The sequence below is a fragment of the Paenibacillus chartarius genome, from assembly GCF_042432825.1.
In the GTDB taxonomy this organism is placed as follows: Bacteria; Bacillota; Bacilli; order Paenibacillales; family NBRC-103111; genus Gordoniibacillus; species Gordoniibacillus chartarius.
On record NZ_JBHLWN010000038.1, the window covers coordinates 18,956 to 39,467 of the forward strand.

Consider the following 20,512-nt stretch of genomic DNA (forward strand, 5'->3'; position numbering starts at 1 on the left):
TACTACTGCTTTATTAGATAACCTCTGGCGCCAGAGATACGATCTTCATGAAATCACGGTCGCGGAGTTCGCGAGCGACAGGTCCGAAGATACGAGTACCGCGCGGGCTCTTGTCATCCTTCACGATTACGGCAGCATTCTCATCGAACGTGATGTAGGATCCGTCCTTACGACGTGCGCCGGTCTTCGTACGAACGATAACCGCCTTCACAACGTCACCCTTCTTGACAACGCCACCGGGTGTTGCTTCTTTCACCGAACAAACGATCATGTCACCGATGTTCGCTGTGCGGCGACCCGTACCACCCAGTACACGAATGCACATCAGCTGTTTCGCGCCGGAGTTGTCAGCTACTGCTAAGCGGGTAAAAGTTTGAATCATGGTTGCTCCTCCTTTCTTCCGTCACTGGCTTTCTTATACGATAACCGCTTTTTCCACGATTTCAACGAGTCTCCAAGTCTTGTCCTTGGACAACGGGCGAGTTTCCATGATTTTCACAGTATCGCCGATCTTCGCGTCGTTATTCTCATCGTGAGCTTTGAATTTCTTCGTATACTTGATGCGCTTATGGTACAGGTCATGCTTTTTGTACGTTTCGACAGCAACAACGATCGTCTTCGTCATTTTGTCGGAAACGACTTTACCAATAAGCGTCTTACGTTCATTGCGTTGAACTTCGCTCATGTAGAGGGCCTCCTCTCTGTTTCACTTAGCTAATGCCGAGTTCCCGTTCCCGCAGAACCGTCTTCGCGCGTGCAATGCTCTTGCGAACTTCGCGAATTTGGGTCGGGTTATCCAGTTGGCCTGTAGCCAATTGGAAGCGCAGATTGAACAACTCTTCTTTGAAGGAGTTGACTTTTTGTTCGATTTCGGCAGTGGTTAAGTTACGAAAATCAATTGCCTTCATTTGCTTCACCACCCACTTCGTCTCTCTTCACAAACTTCGTCTTGATCGGAAGCTTGTGCGAGGCAAGGCGCATTGCTTCGCGAGCGATTTCCTCGCTTACGCCGGCGAGCTCGAACAAGATTTTGCCCGGCTTCACGACGCATACCCACTTCTCAACGTTACCTTTACCGCTACCCATCCGCACTTCGAGAGGCTTCTGAGTGATAGGCTTCGAAGGGAAGATTTTGATCCATACTTTACCGCCACGCTTAATGTAACGGGTCATAGCAATACGAGCTGCCTCGATCTGACGGTTGGTTACCCAAGCCGGCTCAAGAGCTTGCAGACCGTATTCGCCGAACGCCACTTCCGTGCCGCCCTTTGCACGGCCCTTCATTGTGCCGCGGTGTTCCTTACGGTGTTTGACGCGTTTAGGCAATAACATGATCAGTTGCCTCCTTCCGTAGCAGCCTTTTCTTTCTTCTTCGCAGTCGGAAGAACTTCGCCACGGTAAATCCATACTTTAACGCCGATACGGCCGTATGTCGTGTGAGCTTCCGCTGTTCCGTAGTCGATATCCGCACGCAGCGTGTGCAGCGGAACCGTGCCTTCGCTATATCCTTCGGTACGAGCGATCTCGGCGCCGCCAAGACGTCCGCTTACCGATACTTTAATACCTTTTGCACCCGAACGAAGGGTACGCTGGATCGCTTGCTTCATTGCACGACGGAACGATACGCGGCGCTCGAGCTGTTGAGCGATGCTCTCTGCGACAAGTACCGAGTCCAGATCCGGAGTTTTGATCTCAGCGATGTTGATGTGTACTTTCTTGCCAGTCATGTTGGCGAGGTAAGTACGGATAACTTCTACTTCAGCGCCGCCCTTACCGATAACCATACCCGGCTTGGCAGTGTGAATCGTGATGCTGACGCGGTTCGCCGCACGCTCGATGTCAAAGCGGGATACTGCGCTGTCTTTCAGTTTATTTTTGAGGTATTCGCGGATTTTCACGTCTTCCATCAGCAGCGTGCCGAACTCTTTGTCGCCGGCATACCACTTGGATTCCCAATCGCGAATAATACCGATTCTAAGTCCTACTGGGCTTACCTTGTGACCCACACGTAATCCCTCCTTATTTTTCAGATACCACTACAGTGATGTGGCTGGTACGCTTATTAATTTTGCTTGCACGACCCATCGCACGAGGTGCGAAACGCTTCATTGTCGGTCCTTCGTTCACGTAAACTTGGGATACGACCAATTTGTTCGGGTCCATGGAGTAGTTATGCTCTGCATTCGCAATCGCCGAGTTCAGGATCTTCTCTACGATCAGGGAAGATGCTTTCGGCGTGTGGCGAAGGATCGCGATTGCATCGCCTACGTCCTTACCGCGGATCAGGTCGACGACCAGACGCGCTTTACGAGGCGCGATGCGCACGAAATTCGCTTGTGCTTTTGCTTGTGCCATGGATGTACCTCCTCTCGGAACGAAAAATGATATATTTTCGACCAGCCCGTGAGGGCTCGGTCTTAGCGCTTGCCGGTTTTCTTGTCGTCGTCGCCGTGACCCTTGTACGTACGAGTAGGCGCGAACTCACCGAGCTTGTGGCCAACCATATCTTCAGTCACGTAGACCGGTACGTGTTTACGACCGTCATACACACCGAATGTGTGACCCACGAATTGCGGGAAAATCGTGGAGCGGCGAGACCAAGTCTTCACTACCACTTTCTTGCCGCCTGCGTTCAGCTCTTCAACTTTCTTCAGCAGATGACCGTCGATAAACGGCCCCTTCTTCAAACTGCGACCCATGGATGATCCTCCTTCCGTATCAACCTTCTATACCGAACCGTTGCCGGATTACTTACGACGACGAACGATGTACTGGCTGGAAGCTTTCTTCTTCTTACGGGTTTTGAAGCCAAGCGTCGGCTTACCCCATGGCGACATTGGCGATTTACGTCCGATTGGAGCGCGGCCTTCACCACCACCGTGCGGGTGATCGTTCGGGTTCATGACGACACCGCGAACTTCAGGACGCTTACCGAGCCAGCGGCTGCGGCCTGCTTTACCGATGCTCACGAGCTCGTGGTCTTCGTTACCAACAGAGCCGATTGTAGCACGGCAAACGCGAAGAATTTTGCGAATCTCGCCGGAGGACAAACGAACGATTACATATTCGCCGTCTTTACCGAGGAGCTGAGCTTCCGTACCGGCTGCGCGAACCAACTGGCCGCCTTTGCCCGGCTTCAGCTCAATGTTGTGGATAACTGTACCGACCGGAATGTTTTCCATCGGAAGAGCGTTGCCCACTTTGATGTCCGAGTCAGAGCCCGACGTAATAACGTCGTCTACTTTCAGACCTTTTGGAGCGATGATGTAACGCTTCTCACCGTCTGCATAGTGGATCAGAGCGATGTTAGCGGAACGGTTTGGATCGTACTCGATTGTAGCAACGCGGCCTGGAATGCCGTCTTTGTTGCGTTTGAAGTCGATGATCCGGTACTTACGCTTATGTCCGCCGCCATGGTGACGAGTCGTGATTTTGCCCTGGTTGTTACGTCCCGCCTTCTTCGGCAGAGGAGCAAGCAGCGATTTCTCCGGTGTGGAGGTCGTGATTTCCTCGAACGTAGAAACGGACATCTGGCGTCTCGCCGGCGATGTAGGTTTATACTTTTTAATTGGCACTGGGATTCCCTCCTTACTCTTAAGGTGTTACCGGCTCAAAGAACTCCAGTTCTTTGCTGTCGGCACTTAGAGATACGATAGCTTTCTTCCATTCGGAAGTATATCCGGAATAGCGGCCATAACGCTTCGGCTTAGCCGGCATTCTGAGTGTGTTTACAGCTGTAACCTTCACTTTGAAGATCTGCTCGATAGCGAGCTTGATCTCGGTCTTATTCGCGCGCATATCAACTTCGAACACGTATTTCTTAGCAGCCATCAGGTCGCTCGTGCGTTCTGTGATGATCGGGCGCTTGATAATGTCGCGAGGATTCTTCATTGTGCAAGCACCTCCTCTACTTTCTGCACAGCGTCCTTCGTAATGATCAACTTGTCGTGGAACATTACGTCAAGAACGTTGATGCCATCGGCGGCTACGAATTTCACGCCTGGGATGTTGCGAGCGGACAGCGCTACATTGTCGTCATGGCTTGCGCCTACGATCAGCGCTTTGCTGTCGACTTTCAGATTGTTCAGGATTGCCACGAACTCCTTTGTTTTCGGAGTGCTCAGTGCGAGCGAATCAAGAACGATGATGTTGCTGGAAACAACCTTCGAGGAAAGAGCCGACTTAATCGCAAGGCGACGAACTTTCTTCGGAAGCTTGTAAGCATAGCTGCGAGGTGTCGGGCCGAATACGACGCCGCCGCCCTTCCACTGTGGCGAACGAATTGAACCTTGACGAGCGCGTCCTGTACCCTTCTGCTTCCAAGGCTTACGACCGCCGCCGCGGACTTCCGAACGACCTTTGACTTTATGAGTTCCTTGACGCAGAGAAGCTTGCTGCATCAGCACAGCTTCATGAATGGCATGAACGTGAGGCTCGAGACCGAATACGGCATCGTTCAATTCCACTTCACCCACCTGAGCGCCGGATACATTATATAAAGCTACTTTAGGCATTTGTGTTCCTCCTTTCCTTATTTCTTGATGGCCGATTTCACGCTTACGTAGCTGTTGCGAGGACCCGGAATGGAGCCGCTCACGAGGATGACGTTGCGTTCTGTATCGACTTTCACGATTTGAAGATTTTGAATCGTTACCGTTTCGTTACCCATATGTCCTGGGAGCTTCTTACCTTTCGGTACGCGGTTCGCGTCACGGATGATCGCGTTCGAACCGGAGCCGCGGTGGTAACCGGAACCGTGGGACATTGGTCCGCGGGACATACCGTGTCTCTTGATCGAGCCGGCGAAGCCTTTACCCTTGGATGTGCCTGTTACGTCAACAAATTCGCCTTCCGCGAATACGTCCGCCTTGATCTCTTGGCCAACTTCGTAAGCCGACAAGTCAACGCCGCGGAATTCCTTAATGTAGCGCTTAGGTGTTGCGCCAGCTTTCTTCGCGTGGCCCAACTCCGGTTTGTTGGCGTTCTTCTCTTTCTTATCGTCAAAACCGATCTGGATCGATTCGTAACCGTCGTTCTCTCCGTCTTTCTTCTGGAGCACGACGCAAGGGCCTGCTTGAATCACAGTAACCGGAACTACCGTTCCATCTTGTGCGAAGACTTGAGTCATCCCAAGCTTCTTCCCTAAGATACCTTTCATTGTTGACACCTCATTTCCTTCCCGTTTCTTCTATAGAAGAGATAATAGTCTTACAGTTTGATTTCGATATCTACACCGGACGGCAGATCCAAACGCATCAGAGCGTCAACCGTTTGCGGAGTTGGATTCAGGATGTCGATCAGACGCTTATGCGTGCGCTGCTCGAACTGCTCACGAGAATCCTTGTACTTGTGAACCGCACGGAGAATCGTCACCACTTGCTTCTCAGTCGGAAGCGGGATCGGACCGGATACACCTGCGCCGGAACGCTTTGCGGTTTCCACAATCTTCTCGGCGGATGCATCGATGATGCGATGATCATACGCCTTCAAACGGATACGGATTTTTTGCTTTGCCATTGTAATTCCCTCCTTCTATCGCCCAATTTCGGAATCGGACATACTCCGTGAAAATTCTCTGACGCCGCTCCATGGCAAAGGAGCCGGGTGTGTCAGCAACCTCTCACATCATCGCACAGTCACAGACCAACGTTCACTATTATACGAAATATGAATAGCAAAAGCAAGGAAAATCTCTACGATCGCCTAAAAAAAGCGAATGGGAGTTATTGGGCTTGGATTTGCGACTCATGGCTGCACTGCGGATTGGACTATGGGGGATTCCGGCTTTCTTGAATTCGTGTTTCTTCTATATAAATAGTACAAGGTGGAAACACGAATTCTAAAGCGCACGCTTCGCTCTCCACCCCTATAGCCCATCCTACGTTCAGCCATCCGCGCACATCGCCGGGCACCTGCAAAACTAACTCCCAAACCGCTCGGCTCACTTCGGGATAATGTTGGCCAAGATAATGCTTGCTTGCCCTGTTCTATCGTGTCTTTATGTTCGATTCACTTTGACCATAATATCAAGTTCAGGCGCCGTTTTCAAAGCGCAAATTCCACCAGCGATACCCGGCCTTTGCCCGGAGAATCGATGTCCGGATTCTCCGAGCTTCCATCCCCCTTTTTCGCTTAGGGGGATGAGGTGCGGGTGCACTTTGTACCGATCGTGGTGGCGGGACCGCGGAGCGGAGGATGGAATAGGGGGGGGGGGGGCGACTTTTAAAGTGCCGATCGGCCCGATCAAAACAAAGAAGCCCCCAGACGCCGAAAAGTCTGAGAGCTTCTGAATCCGCCGAAGCGAATTACTTCGTGATTGTTGCAACAGCGCCAGCGCCTACAGTACGGCCGCCTTCGCGAATCGCGAAGCGAGTGCCTTCCTCGATAGCGATCGGGGAGATCAGCTCAACGGTAACTGTGATGTTGTCGCCTGGCATAACCATCTCTGCGCCTTCTGGCAGGTTGATGATGCCTGTTACGTCAGTTGTACGGAAGTAGAACTGTGGACGGTAGCCTGTGAAGAAAGGCTTATGACGGCCACCTTCTTCTTTCGTCAGAACGTAGATTTGTGCAGTGAAGTTCGTGTGAGGCTTAACCGAACCCGGCTTTGCCAGAACTTGACCGCGCTCGATGTCTTTACGGTCTACACCGCGAAGCAGAGCACCGATGTTGTCGCCTGCTTGAGCTTGGTCAAGCAGCTTGCGGAACATCTCTACGCCCGTAACGACGGACTTGCGAGTTTCTTCTTGCAGACCAACGATTTCGATCTCGTCGGATACTTTGATCACGCCACGCTCTACACGGCCTGTAGCAACAGTACCGCGGCCTGTGATCGTGAACACGTCCTCGACCGGCATAAGGAAAGGCTTGTCCGTGTCGCGCTCTGGAGTTGGGATGTAGGAGTCGATGTGCTCGAACAGCTCAACGATCTTGTCAGCCCAAGGACCGTCTGGGTTCTGCAGAGCTTCACGAGCTGCGCCGCGAACGATTGGAGTGTCGTCGCCTGGGAACTCGTACTCGTTCAGCAGGTCGCGAACTTCCATCTCTACCAGTTCCAGAAGCTCTTCGTCTTCAACCATGTCGCACTTGTTCAGGAATACGACGATGTAAGGAACGCCTACCTGACGGGACAGCAGGATGTGCTCGCGAGTTTGCGGCATTGGGCCGTCAGCTGCGGATACTACCAGGATTGCGCCGTCCATTTGTGCTGCGCCGGTGATCATGTTTTTAACATAGTCGGCGTGCCCTGGGCAGTCAACGTGTGCGTAGTGGCGGTTAGGAGTCTCGTACTCAACGTGTGCAGTCGAGATCGTAATACCGCGCTCGCGCTCTTCTGGAGCCTTGTCGATTTGGTCGAATGCTACAGCTGCACCGCCGTATTTCTTAGCAAGTACAGTCGTGATCGCTGCAGTCAGCGTAGTTTTACCATGGTCAACGTGACCGATTGTGCCGATGTTAACGTGCGGCTTATTACGTTCGAATTTTGCCTTTGCCATTTCAAACATTTCCTCCTTAGAGTTCTATTTTCTTATTATAAATTAAGCGCCTTTGTTCTTGGAGATAATTTCTTCCGCGATGGACTTAGGCACTTCTTCATAATGCGAGATTTCCATGGAGTAGGTTCCACGGCCCTGTGTACGGGAACGAAGTGTTGTGGAGTAACCGAACATCTCGGACAACGGCACCTTGGAACGAATGAACTGCGCGCCATGCTTGGCGTCCATACCTTCGATCCGGCCGCGGCGGGAGTTCAGGTCGCCCATAACGTCGCCCATGTACTCTTCCGGCACTTGTACTTCTACTTTCATGATCGGCTCAAGCAGAACCGGCTTACACTTCTCAGCAGCTGCCTTCAGAGCCATAGAACCAGCGATCTTGAACGCCATCTCCGAGGAGTCGACATCGTGGTAGGAACCGTCAACGACGACTGCCTTGATATCAACCAACGGGAAGCCGGCAAGAACACCGTTCTTCATAGACTCTTCGATACCAGCTTGAATCGGAGCAACGAATTCCTTCGGAATCGAGCCGCCGACAATCTTGCTCTCGAACTGGAAGCCAGTACCCGGCTCGAGCGGTTCGAACTCAACCCAGCAATGGCCGTATTGACCGCGTCCGCCGGACTGGCGAACAAACTTGCCTTCGACTCTCGCTGGTTGGCGGAACGTTTCGCGGTAAGCAACCTGCGGCTTACCTACGTTGGTTTCTACCTTGAACTCGCGAAGCATACGGTCAACGATAATCTCCAGGTGAAGCTCGCCCATACCTTGGATAATCGTTTGGCCAGTTTCTTCGTCTGTATAGTAACGGAATGTCGGATCTTCTTCCGCAAGCTTGGAGAGCGCGTTGCCCATCTTGTCTTGGTCCGCTTTGGACTTCGGCTCGACGGCAATCGAGATAACCGGCTCAGGGAAATTCATCGATTCCAGAACTACCGGATGCTTCTCATCGCACAGCGTATCGCCCGTGATCGTATCTTTCAGACCTACGGCTGCCGCGATATCACCAGCGTATACCTCGGAGATTTCTTGACGGCTGTTCGCATGCATCTGAAGGATACGCCCGATTCTTTCGCGCTTGCCCTTCGTTGCATTAAGCACGTAGGAACCGGAAGTGATGACGCCGGAATACACGCGGAAGAACGTCAGCTTACCTACATAAGGGTCTGTAGCGATTTTGAACGCCAGTGCCGAGAACGGCTGGTCGTCTGCCGACTTACGAGTAACTTCCGTACCATCTTCCAGAACGCCCTTGATATCAGGAACGTCGATTGGAGCAGGCAGGTAGTTTACAACGGCATCCAGCATCAGCTGTACGCCTTTGTTCTTGTAAGAGGAACCGCAGATAACCGGGAAGATCTTCACTTCGCAAACACCCTTACGGAGCGCAGCTTTGATCTCTTCGACCGTCAGCTCTTCGCCGTCCAGGTATTTCATAGTGAGCTCTTCGTCCAGTTCAGCCACTTTCTCAACGAGCTCCAGACGAAGTTCTTCCACTTTGTCCTTCAGCTCGGCAGGAATTTCAATTTGAACGATATCTTTACCAAGGTCATCATTGTATTGGTAAGCAACTTGTTCAACCAGGTCAATGATGCCGGTAAACTCGTTCTCAGCGCCGATTGGCAGCTGAATCGGAACAGCGTTAGCACCGAGCTTCTCGCGCATTTGCTGAACGGCTCCGAGGAAGTCGGCACCGATGATGTCCATTTTGTTGACATAAGCGATCCGCGGTACACCGTAACGGTCAGCTTGACGCCATACCGTCTCGGACTGCGGTTCTACGCCTTCCTTCGCACTGAATACGCCAACGGCGCCGTCAAGTACGCGGAGGGAGCGCTCTACTTCAACCGTAAAGTCTACGTGCCCTGGTGTGTCGATGATGTTAATGCGGTGGCCTTTCCATTGAGCTGTCGTAGCAGCAGACGTAATCGTAATTCCGCGCTCCTGCTCTTGCTCCATCCAGTCCATCGTCGCCGCACCTTCATGAACCTCACCGATCTTGTGCACTTTACCCGTGTAGAACAAGATACGTTCTGTCGTGGTCGTTTTGCCAGCGTCGATGTGGGCCATAATGCCGATGTTGCGAGTGTCCTTCAAGGAGAACTCTCTTGGCATGGGTCAAACTCCTTTCCCTCTCAAAGGGTAGAACAATAGGATTACCAGCGGTAGTGTGCGAACGCTTTGTTGGCTTCAGCCATCTTGTGCGTATCTTCACGCTTCTTCACAGAAGAGCCGGTATTGTTGCTAGCATCGATAATTTCGTTAGCCAGACGCTCTTCCATCGTCTTCTCGCCGCGCAGGCGGGAGTAGTTGACGAGCCAGCGAAGGCCAAGCGTCGTACGGCGCTCAGGCTTCACTTCGATTGGAACCTGGTAGTTCGCACCACCTACACGGCGAGCTTTAACCTCCAGGACTGGCATAATATTTTTGATAGCAGCCTCGAAAACCTCCATCGGCTCTTTGCCCGTGCGATCTTGCACGATCTCGAACGCATTATAGAGAATTTTCTGTGCCACCCCTCTTTTTCCATCGATCATGATGCGGTTGATGAGGCGGGTCACGAGCTTGCTATTATAAATCGGATCCGGCAATACGTCTCTTTTCGGTACGGGACCTTTACGAGGCATAGTTATCCCCCTTTCTCACATATTTCATTCCATGATATTCCTAGCTTGCGCTGATAGATTAAGACTTCTTCGCTTTCGGACGCTTCGTTCCGTATTTGGAACGAGCTTGCATCCGGTTGTTCACGCCGGAAGTATCCAGTGCGCCGCGAACGATGTGATAACGCACACCCGGAAGGTCCTTAACACGGCCGCCGCGGATCAACACGACGCTGTGCTCTTGCAGGTTATGTCCGATTCCCGGAATGTAAGCTGTAACCTCAACGCGGTTCGTCAGACGTACACGCGCATATTTACGAAGGGCCGAGTTCGGCTTCTTCGGAGTCATTGTGCCTACACGAGTGCAAACGCCGCGCTTCTGCGGAGCGCTCAGATCGGTTTGCTCACGCTTCAGAGCATTGAAACCTTTCTGCAACGCAGGCGATTTAGACTTATACACCTTCGCTTGACGACCCTTGCGAACGAGCTGATTAATTGTTGGCATATCGCCACCTCCTCCCTAAAATCCCATAAACATTGTAGCTTGCCATTTCAAGCCCACAGACCCAGGCGAATCGTAAATGAACATAAGGAAATGTTTCCACCGCCGTCTCCGACAGCAAAAACATCAGCATGCCTCTATTCATTCACCACAGCGACCATAGCCGCTCCGACTTCAATCCCACACGCTTTACCGAGTAGTTTCATCGAATCCACGTAGGTGACCGCAACCCCCATCTTACGGCAGAGGTTTACCATCTTACTCGTGATTCGCGGATCTGCATCTTTCGCTACGAATACCTCCGCCGCTTGCCCGGCCTCAACGGTCTTCATCGCTTGCTTGGTGCCGATGGTCAATTTCGCCGCCTGTTTGACTTTATCATAAGACATGAGTCATATCCTCCAAAGTACAGGGAGCCTACACACAAGGCACACTTTGATATATTAGCAAAATGGGTATACCGTGTCAAGAAAGAACACAGTCTCCACGAATATTTAACAATAGCTTCATAGAAGCTGCCATTATTTTCGCGGAGACTTGTTCTAAACACCATTATTCGACAGCAACGGTCTCCATTTCAGCGCCTTCAGTTGCTTCCGGCACTTCGTTCGGATCTTTAATGCGGATGTTGCGGTAGCGAGCCATTCCCGTACCTGCAGGAATCAGCTTACCGATAATGACGTTCTCTTTCAGACCCAGCAGCTGGTCGACCTTCCCCTTGATTGCGGCGTCGGTCAGTACGCGAGTGGTTTCCTGGAACGATGCCGCGGACAAGAACGAATCCGTCTCGAGAGACGCCTTCGTAATACCGAGCAGCACAGGCTTAGCAACAGCCGGCTCGGCTCCGGAGAACAGAACGTCGCGGTTAGCAGCTTCATATTCATGCATGTCGACGAAAGAGCCCGGCAGCAGCACGGTGTCACCCGCATCAACGACACGGATTTTGCGCAGCATCTGACGAATCATAACCTCGACGTGCTTATCGTTAATTTCTACACCCTGGTTCCGGTATACGCGCTGAACTTCCTGAAGGATATAGTTCTGCACGCCGCGGATCCCTTTAATGCGCAGCATTTCTTTCGGATCGATCGAGCCTTCGGTCAGCTCGTCGCCTGCCTCAATCTCTTGACCGATCGAAACGCGTACGCGGGAACCGAACGGAACGGCATACGTCTTCGACTCGGCTTCGCCCTCGACCACGATCTCGCGGCGGTCCTTCGCTTCGCGAATTTCCGTCACTTTGCCGTCGATCTCGGAGATGATCGCCTGGCCTTTCGGATTGCGCGCCTCGAACAGCTCCTGAATACGCGGCAAACCTTGCGTAATATCATCGCCGGCAACACCGCCGGTATGGAATGTACGCATCGTAAGCTGGGTACCCGGCTCGCCGATCGACTGGGCTGCAATAATACCGACAGCTTCCCCGATTTCGACGTGCTGACCCGTTGCCAGATTCCGGCCGTAGCAGCGTTTGCACACGCCATGGCGGGAGCGGCAGCTAAGCACGGAACGAATTTGCAGCTTCTCTACGCCGGCTTTCACGATCTTGTCTGCCAATGTAGCATCGATCAGCTCGTTGCGGCCGCAGATTACTTCGCCGGTTTGCGGATGACGAACCGTTTCGAACGAATAACGTCCTTCGATACGATCGTACAGATCCTCGATAACCTCGTTGCCGTCTTGAATCTTCGTCACGATAAACCCTTTATCCGTACCGCAATCCTCTTCGCGGACGATAACGTCCTGCGCAACGTCGACCAGACGACGCGTGAGGTAACCGGAGTCGGCGGTACGAAGCGCCGTATCGGCAAGACCTTTACGCGCACCGTGCGTGGAGATGAAGTACTCGAGTACCGTCAGGCCTTCACGGAAGTTCGACTTAATCGGGAGCTCAATAATTTTACCGGACGGATTAGCCATCAGACCGCGCATGCCGCCCAGCTGGGTGATCTGCGACTTGTTACCGCGCGCCTTCGACTCCACCATCATGTTGATGGAGTTGTACTTGTCGAGCGATTTCATCAGGATATCCGTAATCTCGTCCTTCGCCTTCGACCAGATCGCGATGACGCGGTCATAGCGCTCTTCGTCGGTAATCAAGCCGCGGCGGTACTGATTCGTAACCGTCTTGACCTTCTCGTCGGAATCCTTCAGGATCGCAACCTTCTCCTGCGGAACAACGACGTCCGCAACCGCAACCGTAATGCCGGCACGTGTGGAGTAGGTGAATCCGAGTTCCTTGATTTTATCGAGAATCATCGATGTTTGCGTCGTCTTATATCTGCGGAAGCACTCGCCGATGATCGAGCCGAGATACTCTTTGCCGACCGCTTTCTCTTCCGGCAGATCTTCCATCACCTTGCGGAGATCGGCACCCTTCTCGTACACAAAGTACTTCTCCGGCGTACCGTTCAGCAGGTTCGTCTTCGTCGCCTCATTGATATAAGGGAAGTCGGACGGGAATATCTCGTTGAAAATAATTTTGCCGACGTTCGTAATCAGCATCGCGTTCTGCTGCTCATCGGTAAAGCTCGTTTTGTTCAGAGCCTTAACCGGAATCGCAACGCGCGCATGAAGCGAAGCACGACCGGTCTGATAAGCGGAGAACGCTTCGTTGACCGTGCGCAAAATTTGACCGGCGCCTTTGCCCCTCTTGTTGTCCATAGTCAAGTAGAAGGAACCGAGAACCATGTCCTGTGAAGGAGTAACGACCGGCTTGCCGTCCTTCGGGTTCAAAATGTTGCCCGACGCCAGCATCAGGATGCGGGCTTCGGCTTGCGCTTCTGCGGACAGCGGCACGTGAACGGCCATCTGGTCGCCGTCGAAGTCGGCGTTATATGCCGTACATACGAGCGGATGCAGCTTGATCGCGCGGCCTTCCACCAGAATCGGCTCAAACGCCTGGATGCCGAGTCTGTGAAGCGTAGGCGCACGGTTCAGCAGAACCGGATGCTCCTTAATGACTTCCTCGAGAACGTCCCAGACCTCAGGGGAGACGCGCTCAACCTTGCGCTTCGCACTCTTGATGTTGTGCGCAAGACCTTTATTCACGAGCTCCTTCATGACGAACGGCTTGAACAGCTCAAGCGCCATCTCTTTCGGGAGTCCGCACTGGTACATCTTCAAATTCGGCCCTACGACGATAACCGAACGACCGGAGTAGTCAACGCGTTTACCGAGCAGGTTTTGACGGAAACGTCCCTGCTTACCCTTCAACATATGGCTGAGCGACTTCAGCGGACGGTTGCCCGGACCCGTTACCGGACGGCCGCGGCGGCCGTTGTCGATCAAAGCGTCAACCGCTTCCTGCAGCATGCGCTTCTCGTTCTGGACGATAATGTCCGGCGCCCCAAGATCAAGCAGGCGCTTCAAACGATTGTTCCGGTTAATCACGCGACGGTACAGATCGTTCAGGTCGGATGTGGCAAAACGGCCCCCATCGAGCTGAACCATCGGACGAAGCTCCGGCGGGATGACCGGCAGTACGTCCAGCACCATCCAATCCGGACGGTTCTTGGAGTTACGGAATGCTTCCATAACTTCCAGGCGCTTGATCGCACGGTTACGGCGCTGGCCCTGAGCCGTCTTCAGCTCTTCCTTCAGCGTATCGACTTCGCGGTCGATATCGATATCCTGGAGCAGCTTCTTAACGGCTTCAGCACCCATGCCCGCTTGGAAAGCATAGCCGTACTTCTCGCGGTAGCTGCGGTACTCCTTCTCGGAAAGCAGCTGCTTCTTCTCCAGCGGCGTATCGCCCGGATCGGTTACTACATACGATGCAAAATAGATGATCTCCTCGAGCGAGCGCGGCGACATGTCGAGCGCCAAACCCATACGGCTTGGAATCCCTTTGAAGTACCAAATATGGGAGACCGGAGCGGCGAGCTCGATATGGCCCATCCGCTCACGGCGTACTTTTTGACGGGTTACTTCGACGCCGCAGCGATCGCAGACAACGCCTTTATAACGGACGCGCTTGTACTTGCCGCAATGACATTCCCAGTCCTTGGTCGGTCCGAAAATTTTCTCGCAGAACAAGCCTTCCTTCTCCGGCTTTAACGTTCTGTAGTTGATGGTTTCGGGCTTCTTGACTTCCCCACGGGACCAGGAGCGAATCTTATCCGGCGATGCCAAGCCGATTTTCATAAACTCAAAGTTGTTGACGTCCATCAGGAGCAACCCTCCTTGGGAGAAATATAGCTTGCTGGCGGTAACTATCGTTTATTCAACGCCGAGCTCGGCGCCTTCAAGATTCAAATTCAGCTTGTCGGACGATACGTCCTCGTCGTCGTCGATTTCCTTCATCTCGATCTCTTCTTCGTCGCCGGACAGGATCTTGACGTCCATACCCAAGCTCTGAAGCTCTTTGATCAATACCTTGAAGGATTCCGGTACGCCCGGCTCCGGCACGTTCTCGCCCTTCACGATCGACTCGTACGTCTTCACGCGGCCGACAACGTCGTCCGACTTGACCGTAAGAATCTCTTGGAGCGTATAAGCCGCACCGTATGCCTCGAGGGCCCACACTTCCATCTCACCGAAGCGCTGACCGCCGAACTGCGCTTTACCGCCGAGCGGCTGCTGCGTAACGAGCGAGTAAGGTCCGGTGGAGCGAGCATGGATTTTATCGTCGACCATGTGCGCGAGCTTGATCATGTACATGACGCCTACGGTGACTTCGCGTTCAAACGCATCGCCCGTACGGCCGTCGTACAGAATCGTTTTACCGTTGCGCTGCATGCCGGCTTCTTCCATCGTATCGAACACGTCATACTCGCGCGCGCCGTCGAATACCGGCGTTGCGGTATGGATGCCGAGCAGACGGGCGGCCATGCCCAAGTGAACCTCAAGCACCTGACCGATGTTCATCCGGGACGGTACGCCGAGCGGATTCAGAACAACTTCAACCGGCGTTCCGTCCGGCAGGAAAGGCATATCTTCTTCCGGCATGATCCGCGCGATAACCCCTTTGTTTCCGTGGCGTCCGGCCATCTTATCGCCTTCAGAGATTTTACGCTTCTGGGCAATATAGACGCGAACAAGCTGGTTTACGCCAGGAGGCAGCTCATCGCCGTTCTCGCGGGTAAACACCTTCACATCAACGACGATACCGTCCGTACCGTGCGGAACACGCAGCGACGTATCGCGCACTTCACGCGCCTTCTCACCGAAGATCGCATGCAGCAGGCGTTCTTCCGCAGTCAGCTCGGTTACGCCCTTCGGCGTTACTTTACCGACCAAGATGTCGCCGGCGCCGATCTCCGCACCGACGCGGATAATGCCGCGCTCGTCGAGATTTTTCAGCGCGTCTTCGCCCACGTTCGGGATATCGCGAGTAATCTCTTCAGGTCCGAGCTTCGTATCGCGCGCTTCGGATTCGTATTCTTCAATGTGGATCGACGTGTACACGTCTTCCTTCACAAGCTTCTCGCTCAGCAGGATCGCATCCTCGTAGTTGTAACCTTCCCATGTCATGAAGGCAACGACAACGTTGCGGCCCAGCGCCAATTCGCCCTGCTCCGTGGACGGTCCGTCGGCGAGAATGTCGCCCGGCTTCACGATGTCACCCTTACGGCAGATCGGACGCTGATTCACGCACGTTCCCTGGTTGGAGCGGATGAACTTGTGCAGCTTATATTTCACCAAGTTGCCGCTGACGGTTTTGCCGTCAACCGTCTCTTGACGCCGCAGCCAAATCTCGTTGGCAGAAACTTTCTCGATAACACCGTGATATTTGGATACAATACATACCCCGGAGTCCTTAGCCGACTTATGCTCCATACCGGTGCCGACCAGAGGCGCCTTCGGAATCAGAAGCGGAACGGCCTGACGCTGCATGTTCGAGCCCATCAGCGCACGGTTGGAGTCATCGTTCTCGAGGAACGGAATGAGCGCCGTCGCGACGGAAACGACCTGCTTCGGAGAGACGTCCATATAGTCTACGCGCTCAATCGGAAGAATGAGGTGCTCATCCTTGTAACGGACAATAACACTGTCATTCGCAAACTTGCCTTCTTCGGTCAACACTTCGTTCGCCTGAGCGATAACGTAGTTATCCTCTTCGTCCGCAGTGAGGTACGAAATTTGATCGGTAACAACACCCGTCTTCGGATCAACCCGGCGATACGGCGCTTCAATAAAGCCATACTCGTTAATGCGGGCAAACGTCGATAACGAGTTGATCAGACCGATGTTCGGACCTTCCGGCGTCTCAATCGGGCACATCCGGCCGTAGTGAGAGTGGTGAACGTCACGAACCTCAAAGCCCGCGCGTTCCCGCGTCAGACCGCCCGGACCCAGTGCGGACAGACGGCGCTTGTGCGTCAGCTCGGCGAGCGGATTCGTCTGGTCCATAAACTGCGACAGCTGTGAGCTTCCGAAGAACTCCTTGATCGATGCGATAACCGGACGAATGTTGATCAGCGCTTGCGGCGTAATGACGTTAGCGTCTTGAATCGACATCCGCTCACGTACGACGCGCTCCATCCGGGACAAACCGATGCGGAACTGGTTCTGCAGCAATTCGCCGACCGAACGCAGACGGCGGTTGCCGAGATGGTCGATATCATCCGTGCTGCCGATACCATGCAGAAGGTTCATGAAGTAGTTGATCGATGCAATGATGTCGGCTGGCGTAATATTTTTAACACTCTTATCAATGAAACCGTTGGAGATGACCTTCACGATCTTGCCATCTTCATTCGGTGAATACACGCTGATGCATTGAACCGGAATATCGTTCGAATCGGTCACGCCGTTAGGAACGGTGTATTCCTTGCTGCCGATCCCCTTCTCCAAGTGCGGCAGCAGCTCATCCAGCACACGGCGATCGAGCAGCTGGCCCGCTTGCGCGAGAATTTCGCCTGTCTCCGAATCAACCAACGTCTCCGCGAGCCGCTGATTAAACAGACGGTTCTTGATATGCAGCTTTTTGTTGATTTTGTAACGACCAACGTTCGCCAGATCATAACGCTTCGGATCGAAGAAACGAGCGATCAGCAAGCTTCTTGCGTTATCCAGCGTAGGCGGCTCGCCCGGACGAAGGCGCTCATAAATTTCGATCAGCGCTTTATCCGTCGAATCCGTATTATCCTTGTCGAGGGTGTTGCGGATGTACTCGTCATCGCCGAGAAGATCGATAATCTCCGCATCCGTACCGAAGCCTAGTGCGCGCAGCAGTACGGTAACCGGGATTTTCCGCGTACGGTCGATCCGGACATAAATGATGTCCTTCGCATCGGTTTCCAGCTCCAGCCATGCGCCGCGGTTCGGAATAACGGTAGCCGTATACGTCTTCTTGCCGTTCTTATCGACTTTCGTACTATAATAAACGCTGGGTGAGCGAACGAGCTGGGATACGATTACGCGCTCGGCACCGTTAATAATAAACGTACCGGTGTCGGTCATAATCGGGAAGTCGCCCATAAACACTTCTTGCTCTTTCACTTCGCCGGTTTCCTTGTTAATAAGACGAACCTTGACCCGCAGAGGCGCGGCGTAAGTGACGTCGCGTTCCTTCGATTCATCGACGGAATACTTAGGCTCACCTAAGCTATAGTCGATGAATTCCAGCACCAAGTTCCCGGTAAAATCTTGAATCGGCGAAATGTCCTGAAACATCTCACGAAGACCTTCCTCCAAAAACCACTCATACGATTTCTGTTGGATTTCGATCAAGTTCGGGATTTCGAGCACTTCATTAATGCGTGCATAAGTTCTACGCTTCCGTCGACCAAATTGAACAAGCTGTCCCGCCAACTTCGATTCACCCCTCAAGTCTGCTTCAATTCGTAAAAACAAAGAAAAACGTCCAGCGACGTAGTTCACAGTTGTATCAGCTATGGGAAGTTTTTCTTGCCGAACGTGACCATTGTGTGCTTTAATAACAGCAAACACTTGTTTCGTCCGGCTATGAACTTTCATCCCCTCAGCGCGAGCCCGTCCTAGGAGGAACCGGCAGCTTTCGAGGGATTTCGCAGTTTCCAACCATTACTACTCATCATGTTAGAGTTTCCCAAAATTTTAACATTATACGCGAGCGTCAAAATTTTATTCACCACTCCTCGAAAAAACTTCTTGACATTTGCAAGAATATCGACACGACGAGCAATTTTAATGCTGACATTTTCTAATAATACCATACAGCCCAAGTCAAGTCAAACTTTTTCCCTCGCTGTCAACCTCTTGACGAATTGCGCGAAATATTTTATATCCCTTATCCCGGTCCACCTCTTGCACCTCGCCAAAGATCGACTCCAGCTTCGAGAACGCCGAAGGCGCTCCTTGCTTCTTTTGAATAACGACCCACAGCGATCCGCCAGGCTTCAACACCTCATACGAATCAGCAAAAATACGATGAACCGTCTCTTTGCCGGCCCGAATCGGCGGGTTCGTCAGAACAACGTCGAATCGCCGCTCCTTGACTTCCTCCAGCAAATCGCTCTGCAGCACCGTTACATTCCGGATTCCGTTGCGTTCGGCGTTGCGTTTGGACAGCGCTATCGCCCGCTCGTTAATGTCGACCATCACGACATGACCTTCATTCGCCAGCAGCGCTGCCGATAAGCCGATCGGTCCATAGCCGCAGCCAACGTCCAGCACTTCCGAATCAGCCGTCAGCTGCATCGTTTCAATCAGCAGCCTGCTGCCGAAGTCGACACCTTCTTTGGAAAATACCCCGGCATCCGTAACAAACGATAACGTCCTTCCGCGAAGCTTCGCTTCAATCGTCTGCTCGTCATGAGCCACGGCCGGACTCTTCGTATAATAATGATCCCCCATTCCCATACCCCCTTATATGCAAAAATGAACCTCTTGCGTTGACAGCCAAGAGGTCCATTCTTATAGGTTCAAAGCGAAATTACTTCACTTCTACAGTTGCGCCAGCTTCAGTCAGCTTAGCTTTGATAGCTTCTGCATCGTCCTTGGAAGTCTTCTCTTTGATCGGCTTCGGTGCGCCGTCAACGAGGTCCTTCGCTTCTTTCAGGCCGAGGCCTGTGATTTCGCGAACGACTTTGATAACGTTGATTTTGGATGCGCCTGCGTTCGTCAGGATAACGTCGAACTCAGTTTGCTCAGCAACTTCAGCTGCTGCGCCGCCGCCTGCAACAACAGCTACTGGAGCTGCTGCAGTTACGCCGAATTCTTCTTCGATTGCTTTCACGAGATCGTTCAGTTCAAGAACGGTCATGCCTTTAATGGCTTCAAGGATTTGATCTTTAGACATTTGTTTAAACCTCCATTATTGTTTGTTGTATAACAGTGCAAATCTATACATTCGCCGTCTTCATCGACTTACGCTTCTTGCGCGCCGCCCTCTTGCTTCTCCGCCACGGCTTTAACCGCAAGCGCGAAGTTGCGCATAGGAGCTTGGAGCACGCTGAGCAACATGGAGAGCAAACCTTCGCGGGAAGGCAGGTTCGCCAGTGCTTGGATTTGGTCCAAACCTACGACTTTACCTTCAACTACGCCGCCTTTTACCTTCAGAGCGTCGTTCTTCTTTGCGAAATCCGTCAGGATCTTCGCCGGAGTTACAACGTCGTCTTTGCAGAACGCGATAGCAGTAGGACCTGTCAGATGCTCATCCAGAGCGGACAGTTCGGCATTCGCCGTTGCACGGCGAGCCAGAGTGTTTTTCAAAACTTGGAACTCGACGCCTGCTTCGCGGAGCGACTTACGCAGCTGCGTTACTTGAGCAACAGTCAGGCCGCGGTAGTCGGTAACGATTGTGCAGGAGTAATCTTTCAGCTTTTCTGTCACTTCAGCGACAGCTTGCGCTTTCTCCTGAAGTACTTTTGCGTTAGGCACTATAAACACCTCGCTTCTTGTTTAGTACGTTAGCATTCCTTATAAATCCCGGCAGGGCCATAAGAAATGCCTTCGTAGACACTACGAAGGCATGATCGGTT

At 52.7% G+C, this 20,512-nt stretch carries 22 protein-coding genes and 1 other annotated feature (1 of these 23 only partly in view); all 22 genes read right to left on the minus strand.

Annotation, left to right across the window (positions count from 1 at the left end; genetic code table 11):
• Positions 1 to 13: 13 nt before the first annotated feature.
• Positions 14 to 382 (minus strand): 50S ribosomal protein L14, encoded by a 369-nt coding sequence (gene rplN / locus ACFFK0_RS10095; RefSeq protein ID WP_377470030.1) that lies wholly within the window; start codon positions 380 to 382, stop codon positions 14 to 16.
• 33 nt (positions 383 to 415) lie between these two features.
• Positions 416 to 685: a 30S ribosomal protein S17 gene (gene rpsQ, locus ACFFK0_RS10100; protein WP_377470031.1), complete on the minus strand. Its 270-nt coding sequence runs from the start codon at positions 683 to 685 to the stop codon at positions 416 to 418.
• 25 nt (positions 686 to 710) lie between these two features.
• Positions 711 to 908 carry a 50S ribosomal protein L29 gene (rpmC, locus tag ACFFK0_RS10105; RefSeq protein ID WP_377470032.1) on the minus strand — a complete coding sequence of 66 codons (198 nt, stop codon included), beginning with the start codon at positions 906 to 908 and terminating at the stop codon, positions 711 to 713.
• Entirely contained in the window at positions 895 to 1,332 is a 438-nt protein-coding gene (gene rplP, locus ACFFK0_RS10110) for a 50S ribosomal protein L16 (protein WP_377470034.1), read from the minus strand. Before rplP ends, rpmC begins: the two co-directional genes overlap by 14 nt.
• A 2-nt stretch (positions 1,333 to 1,334) precedes the next feature.
• A complete protein-coding gene (gene rpsC, locus ACFFK0_RS10115) occupies positions 1,335 to 2,006 on the minus strand; it encodes a 30S ribosomal protein S3 (RefSeq protein WP_377470035.1) in 672 nt (223 codons plus the stop codon).
• A gap of 13 nt (positions 2,007 to 2,019) precedes the next feature.
• Positions 2,020 to 2,355 (minus strand): 50S ribosomal protein L22, encoded by a 336-nt coding sequence (gene rplV, locus ACFFK0_RS10120; protein ID WP_377470036.1) that lies wholly within the window; start codon positions 2,353 to 2,355, stop codon positions 2,020 to 2,022.
• A 62-nt stretch (positions 2,356 to 2,417) separates the two neighbouring features.
• Positions 2,418 to 2,699 (minus strand): 30S ribosomal protein S19, encoded by a 282-nt coding sequence (rpsS, locus tag ACFFK0_RS10125; RefSeq protein WP_377470037.1) that lies wholly within the window; start codon positions 2,697 to 2,699, stop codon positions 2,418 to 2,420.
• A 48-nt stretch (positions 2,700 to 2,747) separates the two neighbouring features.
• The gene (gene rplB / locus ACFFK0_RS10130) at positions 2,748 to 3,575 is read right to left on the minus strand and encodes a 50S ribosomal protein L2 (RefSeq protein ID WP_377470038.1); all 828 of its coding nucleotides are present in this window, start codon (positions 3,573 to 3,575) and stop codon (positions 2,748 to 2,750) included.
• Between the two features lie 19 nt (positions 3,576 to 3,594).
• Positions 3,595 to 3,891, minus strand: a complete 297-nt coding sequence (gene rplW, locus ACFFK0_RS10135; RefSeq protein WP_377470040.1) for a 50S ribosomal protein L23 — start codon at positions 3,889 to 3,891, stop codon at positions 3,595 to 3,597.
• Positions 3,888 to 4,514 carry a 50S ribosomal protein L4 gene (rplD, locus tag ACFFK0_RS10140; RefSeq protein ID WP_377470041.1) on the minus strand — a complete coding sequence of 209 codons (627 nt, stop codon included), beginning with the start codon at positions 4,512 to 4,514 and terminating at the stop codon, positions 3,888 to 3,890. The genes rplW and rplD overlap by 4 nt, the downstream gene beginning before the upstream one ends.
• A gap of 17 nt (positions 4,515 to 4,531) precedes the next feature.
• Positions 4,532 to 5,158: a 50S ribosomal protein L3 gene (gene rplC, locus ACFFK0_RS10145; protein WP_377470042.1), complete on the minus strand. Its 627-nt coding sequence runs from the start codon at positions 5,156 to 5,158 to the stop codon at positions 4,532 to 4,534.
• Positions 5,159 to 5,208: 50 nt separating this feature from the next.
• Complete coding sequence (gene rpsJ, locus ACFFK0_RS10150; protein WP_041051334.1) at positions 5,209 to 5,517, minus strand: 30S ribosomal protein S10; 309 nt, start codon at positions 5,515 to 5,517, stop codon at positions 5,209 to 5,211.
• Positions 5,518 to 6,305: 788 nt separating this feature from the next.
• Positions 6,306 to 7,496, minus strand: coding sequence for an elongation factor Tu (gene tuf, locus ACFFK0_RS10155; protein WP_377470043.1), 1,191 nt, complete (start codon positions 7,494 to 7,496; stop codon positions 6,306 to 6,308).
• Positions 7,497 to 7,538: 42 nt separating this feature from the next.
• Positions 7,539 to 9,614, minus strand: coding sequence for an elongation factor G (gene fusA / locus ACFFK0_RS10160; RefSeq protein WP_377470044.1), 2,076 nt, complete (start codon positions 9,612 to 9,614; stop codon positions 7,539 to 7,541).
• Positions 9,615 to 9,655: 41 nt separating this feature from the next.
• Entirely contained in the window at positions 9,656 to 10,126 is a 471-nt protein-coding gene (gene rpsG / locus ACFFK0_RS10165; RefSeq protein ID WP_377470045.1) for a 30S ribosomal protein S7, read from the minus strand.
• Positions 10,127 to 10,184: 58 nt separating this feature from the next.
• Positions 10,185 to 10,607, minus strand: coding sequence for a 30S ribosomal protein S12 (rpsL, locus tag ACFFK0_RS10170; protein WP_041051299.1), 423 nt, complete (start codon positions 10,605 to 10,607; stop codon positions 10,185 to 10,187).
• A gap of 134 nt (positions 10,608 to 10,741) precedes the next feature.
• The gene (locus ACFFK0_RS10175; RefSeq protein ID WP_377470047.1) at positions 10,742 to 10,993 is read right to left on the minus strand and encodes a 50S ribosomal protein L7ae-like protein; all 252 of its coding nucleotides are present in this window, start codon (positions 10,991 to 10,993) and stop codon (positions 10,742 to 10,744) included.
• A 163-nt stretch (positions 10,994 to 11,156) separates the two neighbouring features.
• Positions 11,157 to 14,777, minus strand: a complete 3,621-nt coding sequence (gene rpoC / locus ACFFK0_RS10180; protein ID WP_377470081.1) for a DNA-directed RNA polymerase subunit beta' — start codon at positions 14,775 to 14,777, stop codon at positions 11,157 to 11,159.
• Positions 14,778 to 14,825: 48 nt separating this feature from the next.
• A complete protein-coding gene (gene rpoB, locus ACFFK0_RS10185) occupies positions 14,826 to 18,362 on the minus strand; it encodes a DNA-directed RNA polymerase subunit beta (RefSeq protein ID WP_377470048.1) in 3,537 nt (1,178 codons plus the stop codon).
• Between the two features lie 393 nt (positions 18,363 to 18,755).
• A complete protein-coding gene (locus ACFFK0_RS10190; protein WP_377470049.1) occupies positions 18,756 to 19,385 on the minus strand; it encodes a class I SAM-dependent methyltransferase in 630 nt (209 codons plus the stop codon).
• 79 nt (positions 19,386 to 19,464) lie between these two features.
• Positions 19,465 to 19,830 carry a 50S ribosomal protein L7/L12 gene (rplL, locus tag ACFFK0_RS10195; RefSeq protein WP_377470050.1) on the minus strand — a complete coding sequence of 122 codons (366 nt, stop codon included), beginning with the start codon at positions 19,828 to 19,830 and terminating at the stop codon, positions 19,465 to 19,467.
• A 68-nt stretch (positions 19,831 to 19,898) separates the two neighbouring features.
• Positions 19,899 to 20,411 carry a 50S ribosomal protein L10 gene (rplJ, locus tag ACFFK0_RS10200; RefSeq protein WP_377470052.1) on the minus strand — a complete coding sequence of 171 codons (513 nt, stop codon included), beginning with the start codon at positions 20,409 to 20,411 and terminating at the stop codon, positions 19,899 to 19,901.
• 53 nt (positions 20,412 to 20,464) lie between these two features.
• Positions 20,465 to 20,512, minus strand: a sequence feature (ribosomal protein L10 leader region) (it continues 106 nt past the right edge of the window).

Coding starts and splice junctions, on each gene's coding strand:
- rplN (WP_377470030.1), bottom strand. CDS start 382: ATGATTCAAACTTTTACCCGCTTAGCAGTAGCTGACAACTCCGGCGCG.
- rpsQ (WP_377470031.1), bottom strand. CDS start 685: ATGAGCGAAGTTCAACGCAATGAACGTAAGACGCTTATTGGTAAAGTC.
- rpmC (WP_377470032.1), bottom strand. CDS start 908: ATGAAGGCAATTGATTTTCGTAACTTAACCACTGCCGAAATCGAACAA.
- rplP (WP_377470034.1), bottom strand. CDS start 1,332: ATGTTATTGCCTAAACGCGTCAAACACCGTAAGGAACACCGCGGCACA.
- rplV (WP_377470036.1), bottom strand. CDS start 2,355: ATGGCACAAGCAAAAGCACAAGCGAATTTCGTGCGCATCGCGCCTCGT.
- rpsS (WP_377470037.1), bottom strand. CDS start 2,699: ATGGGTCGCAGTTTGAAGAAGGGGCCGTTTATCGACGGTCATCTGCTG.
- rplW (WP_377470040.1), bottom strand. CDS start 3,891: ATGAAGAATCCTCGCGACATTATCAAGCGCCCGATCATCACAGAACGC.
- rplD (WP_377470041.1), bottom strand. CDS start 4,514: ATGCCTAAAGTAGCTTTATATAATGTATCCGGCGCTCAGGTGGGTGAA.
- rplC (WP_377470042.1), bottom strand. CDS start 5,158: ATGAAAGGTATCTTAGGGAAGAAGCTTGGGATGACTCAAGTCTTCGCA.
- rpsJ (WP_041051334.1), bottom strand. CDS start 5,517: ATGGCAAAGCAAAAAATCCGTATCCGTTTGAAGGCGTATGATCATCGC.
- tuf (WP_377470043.1), bottom strand. CDS start 7,496: ATGGCAAAGGCAAAATTCGAACGTAATAAGCCGCACGTTAACATCGGC.
- fusA (WP_377470044.1), bottom strand. CDS start 9,614: ATGCCAAGAGAGTTCTCCTTGAAGGACACTCGCAACATCGGCATTATG.
- rpsG (WP_377470045.1), bottom strand. CDS start 10,126: ATGCCTCGTAAAGGTCCCGTACCGAAAAGAGACGTATTGCCGGATCCG.
- rpsL (WP_041051299.1), bottom strand. CDS start 10,607: ATGCCAACAATTAATCAGCTCGTTCGCAAGGGTCGTCAAGCGAAGGTG.
- ACFFK0_RS10175 (WP_377470047.1), bottom strand. CDS start 10,993: ATGTCTTATGATAAAGTCAAACAGGCGGCGAAATTGACCATCGGCACC.
- ACFFK0_RS10190 (WP_377470049.1), bottom strand. CDS start 19,385: ATGGGGGATCATTATTATACGAAGAGTCCGGCCGTGGCTCATGACGAG.
- rplL (WP_377470050.1), bottom strand. CDS start 19,830: ATGTCTAAAGATCAAATCCTTGAAGCCATTAAAGGCATGACCGTTCTT.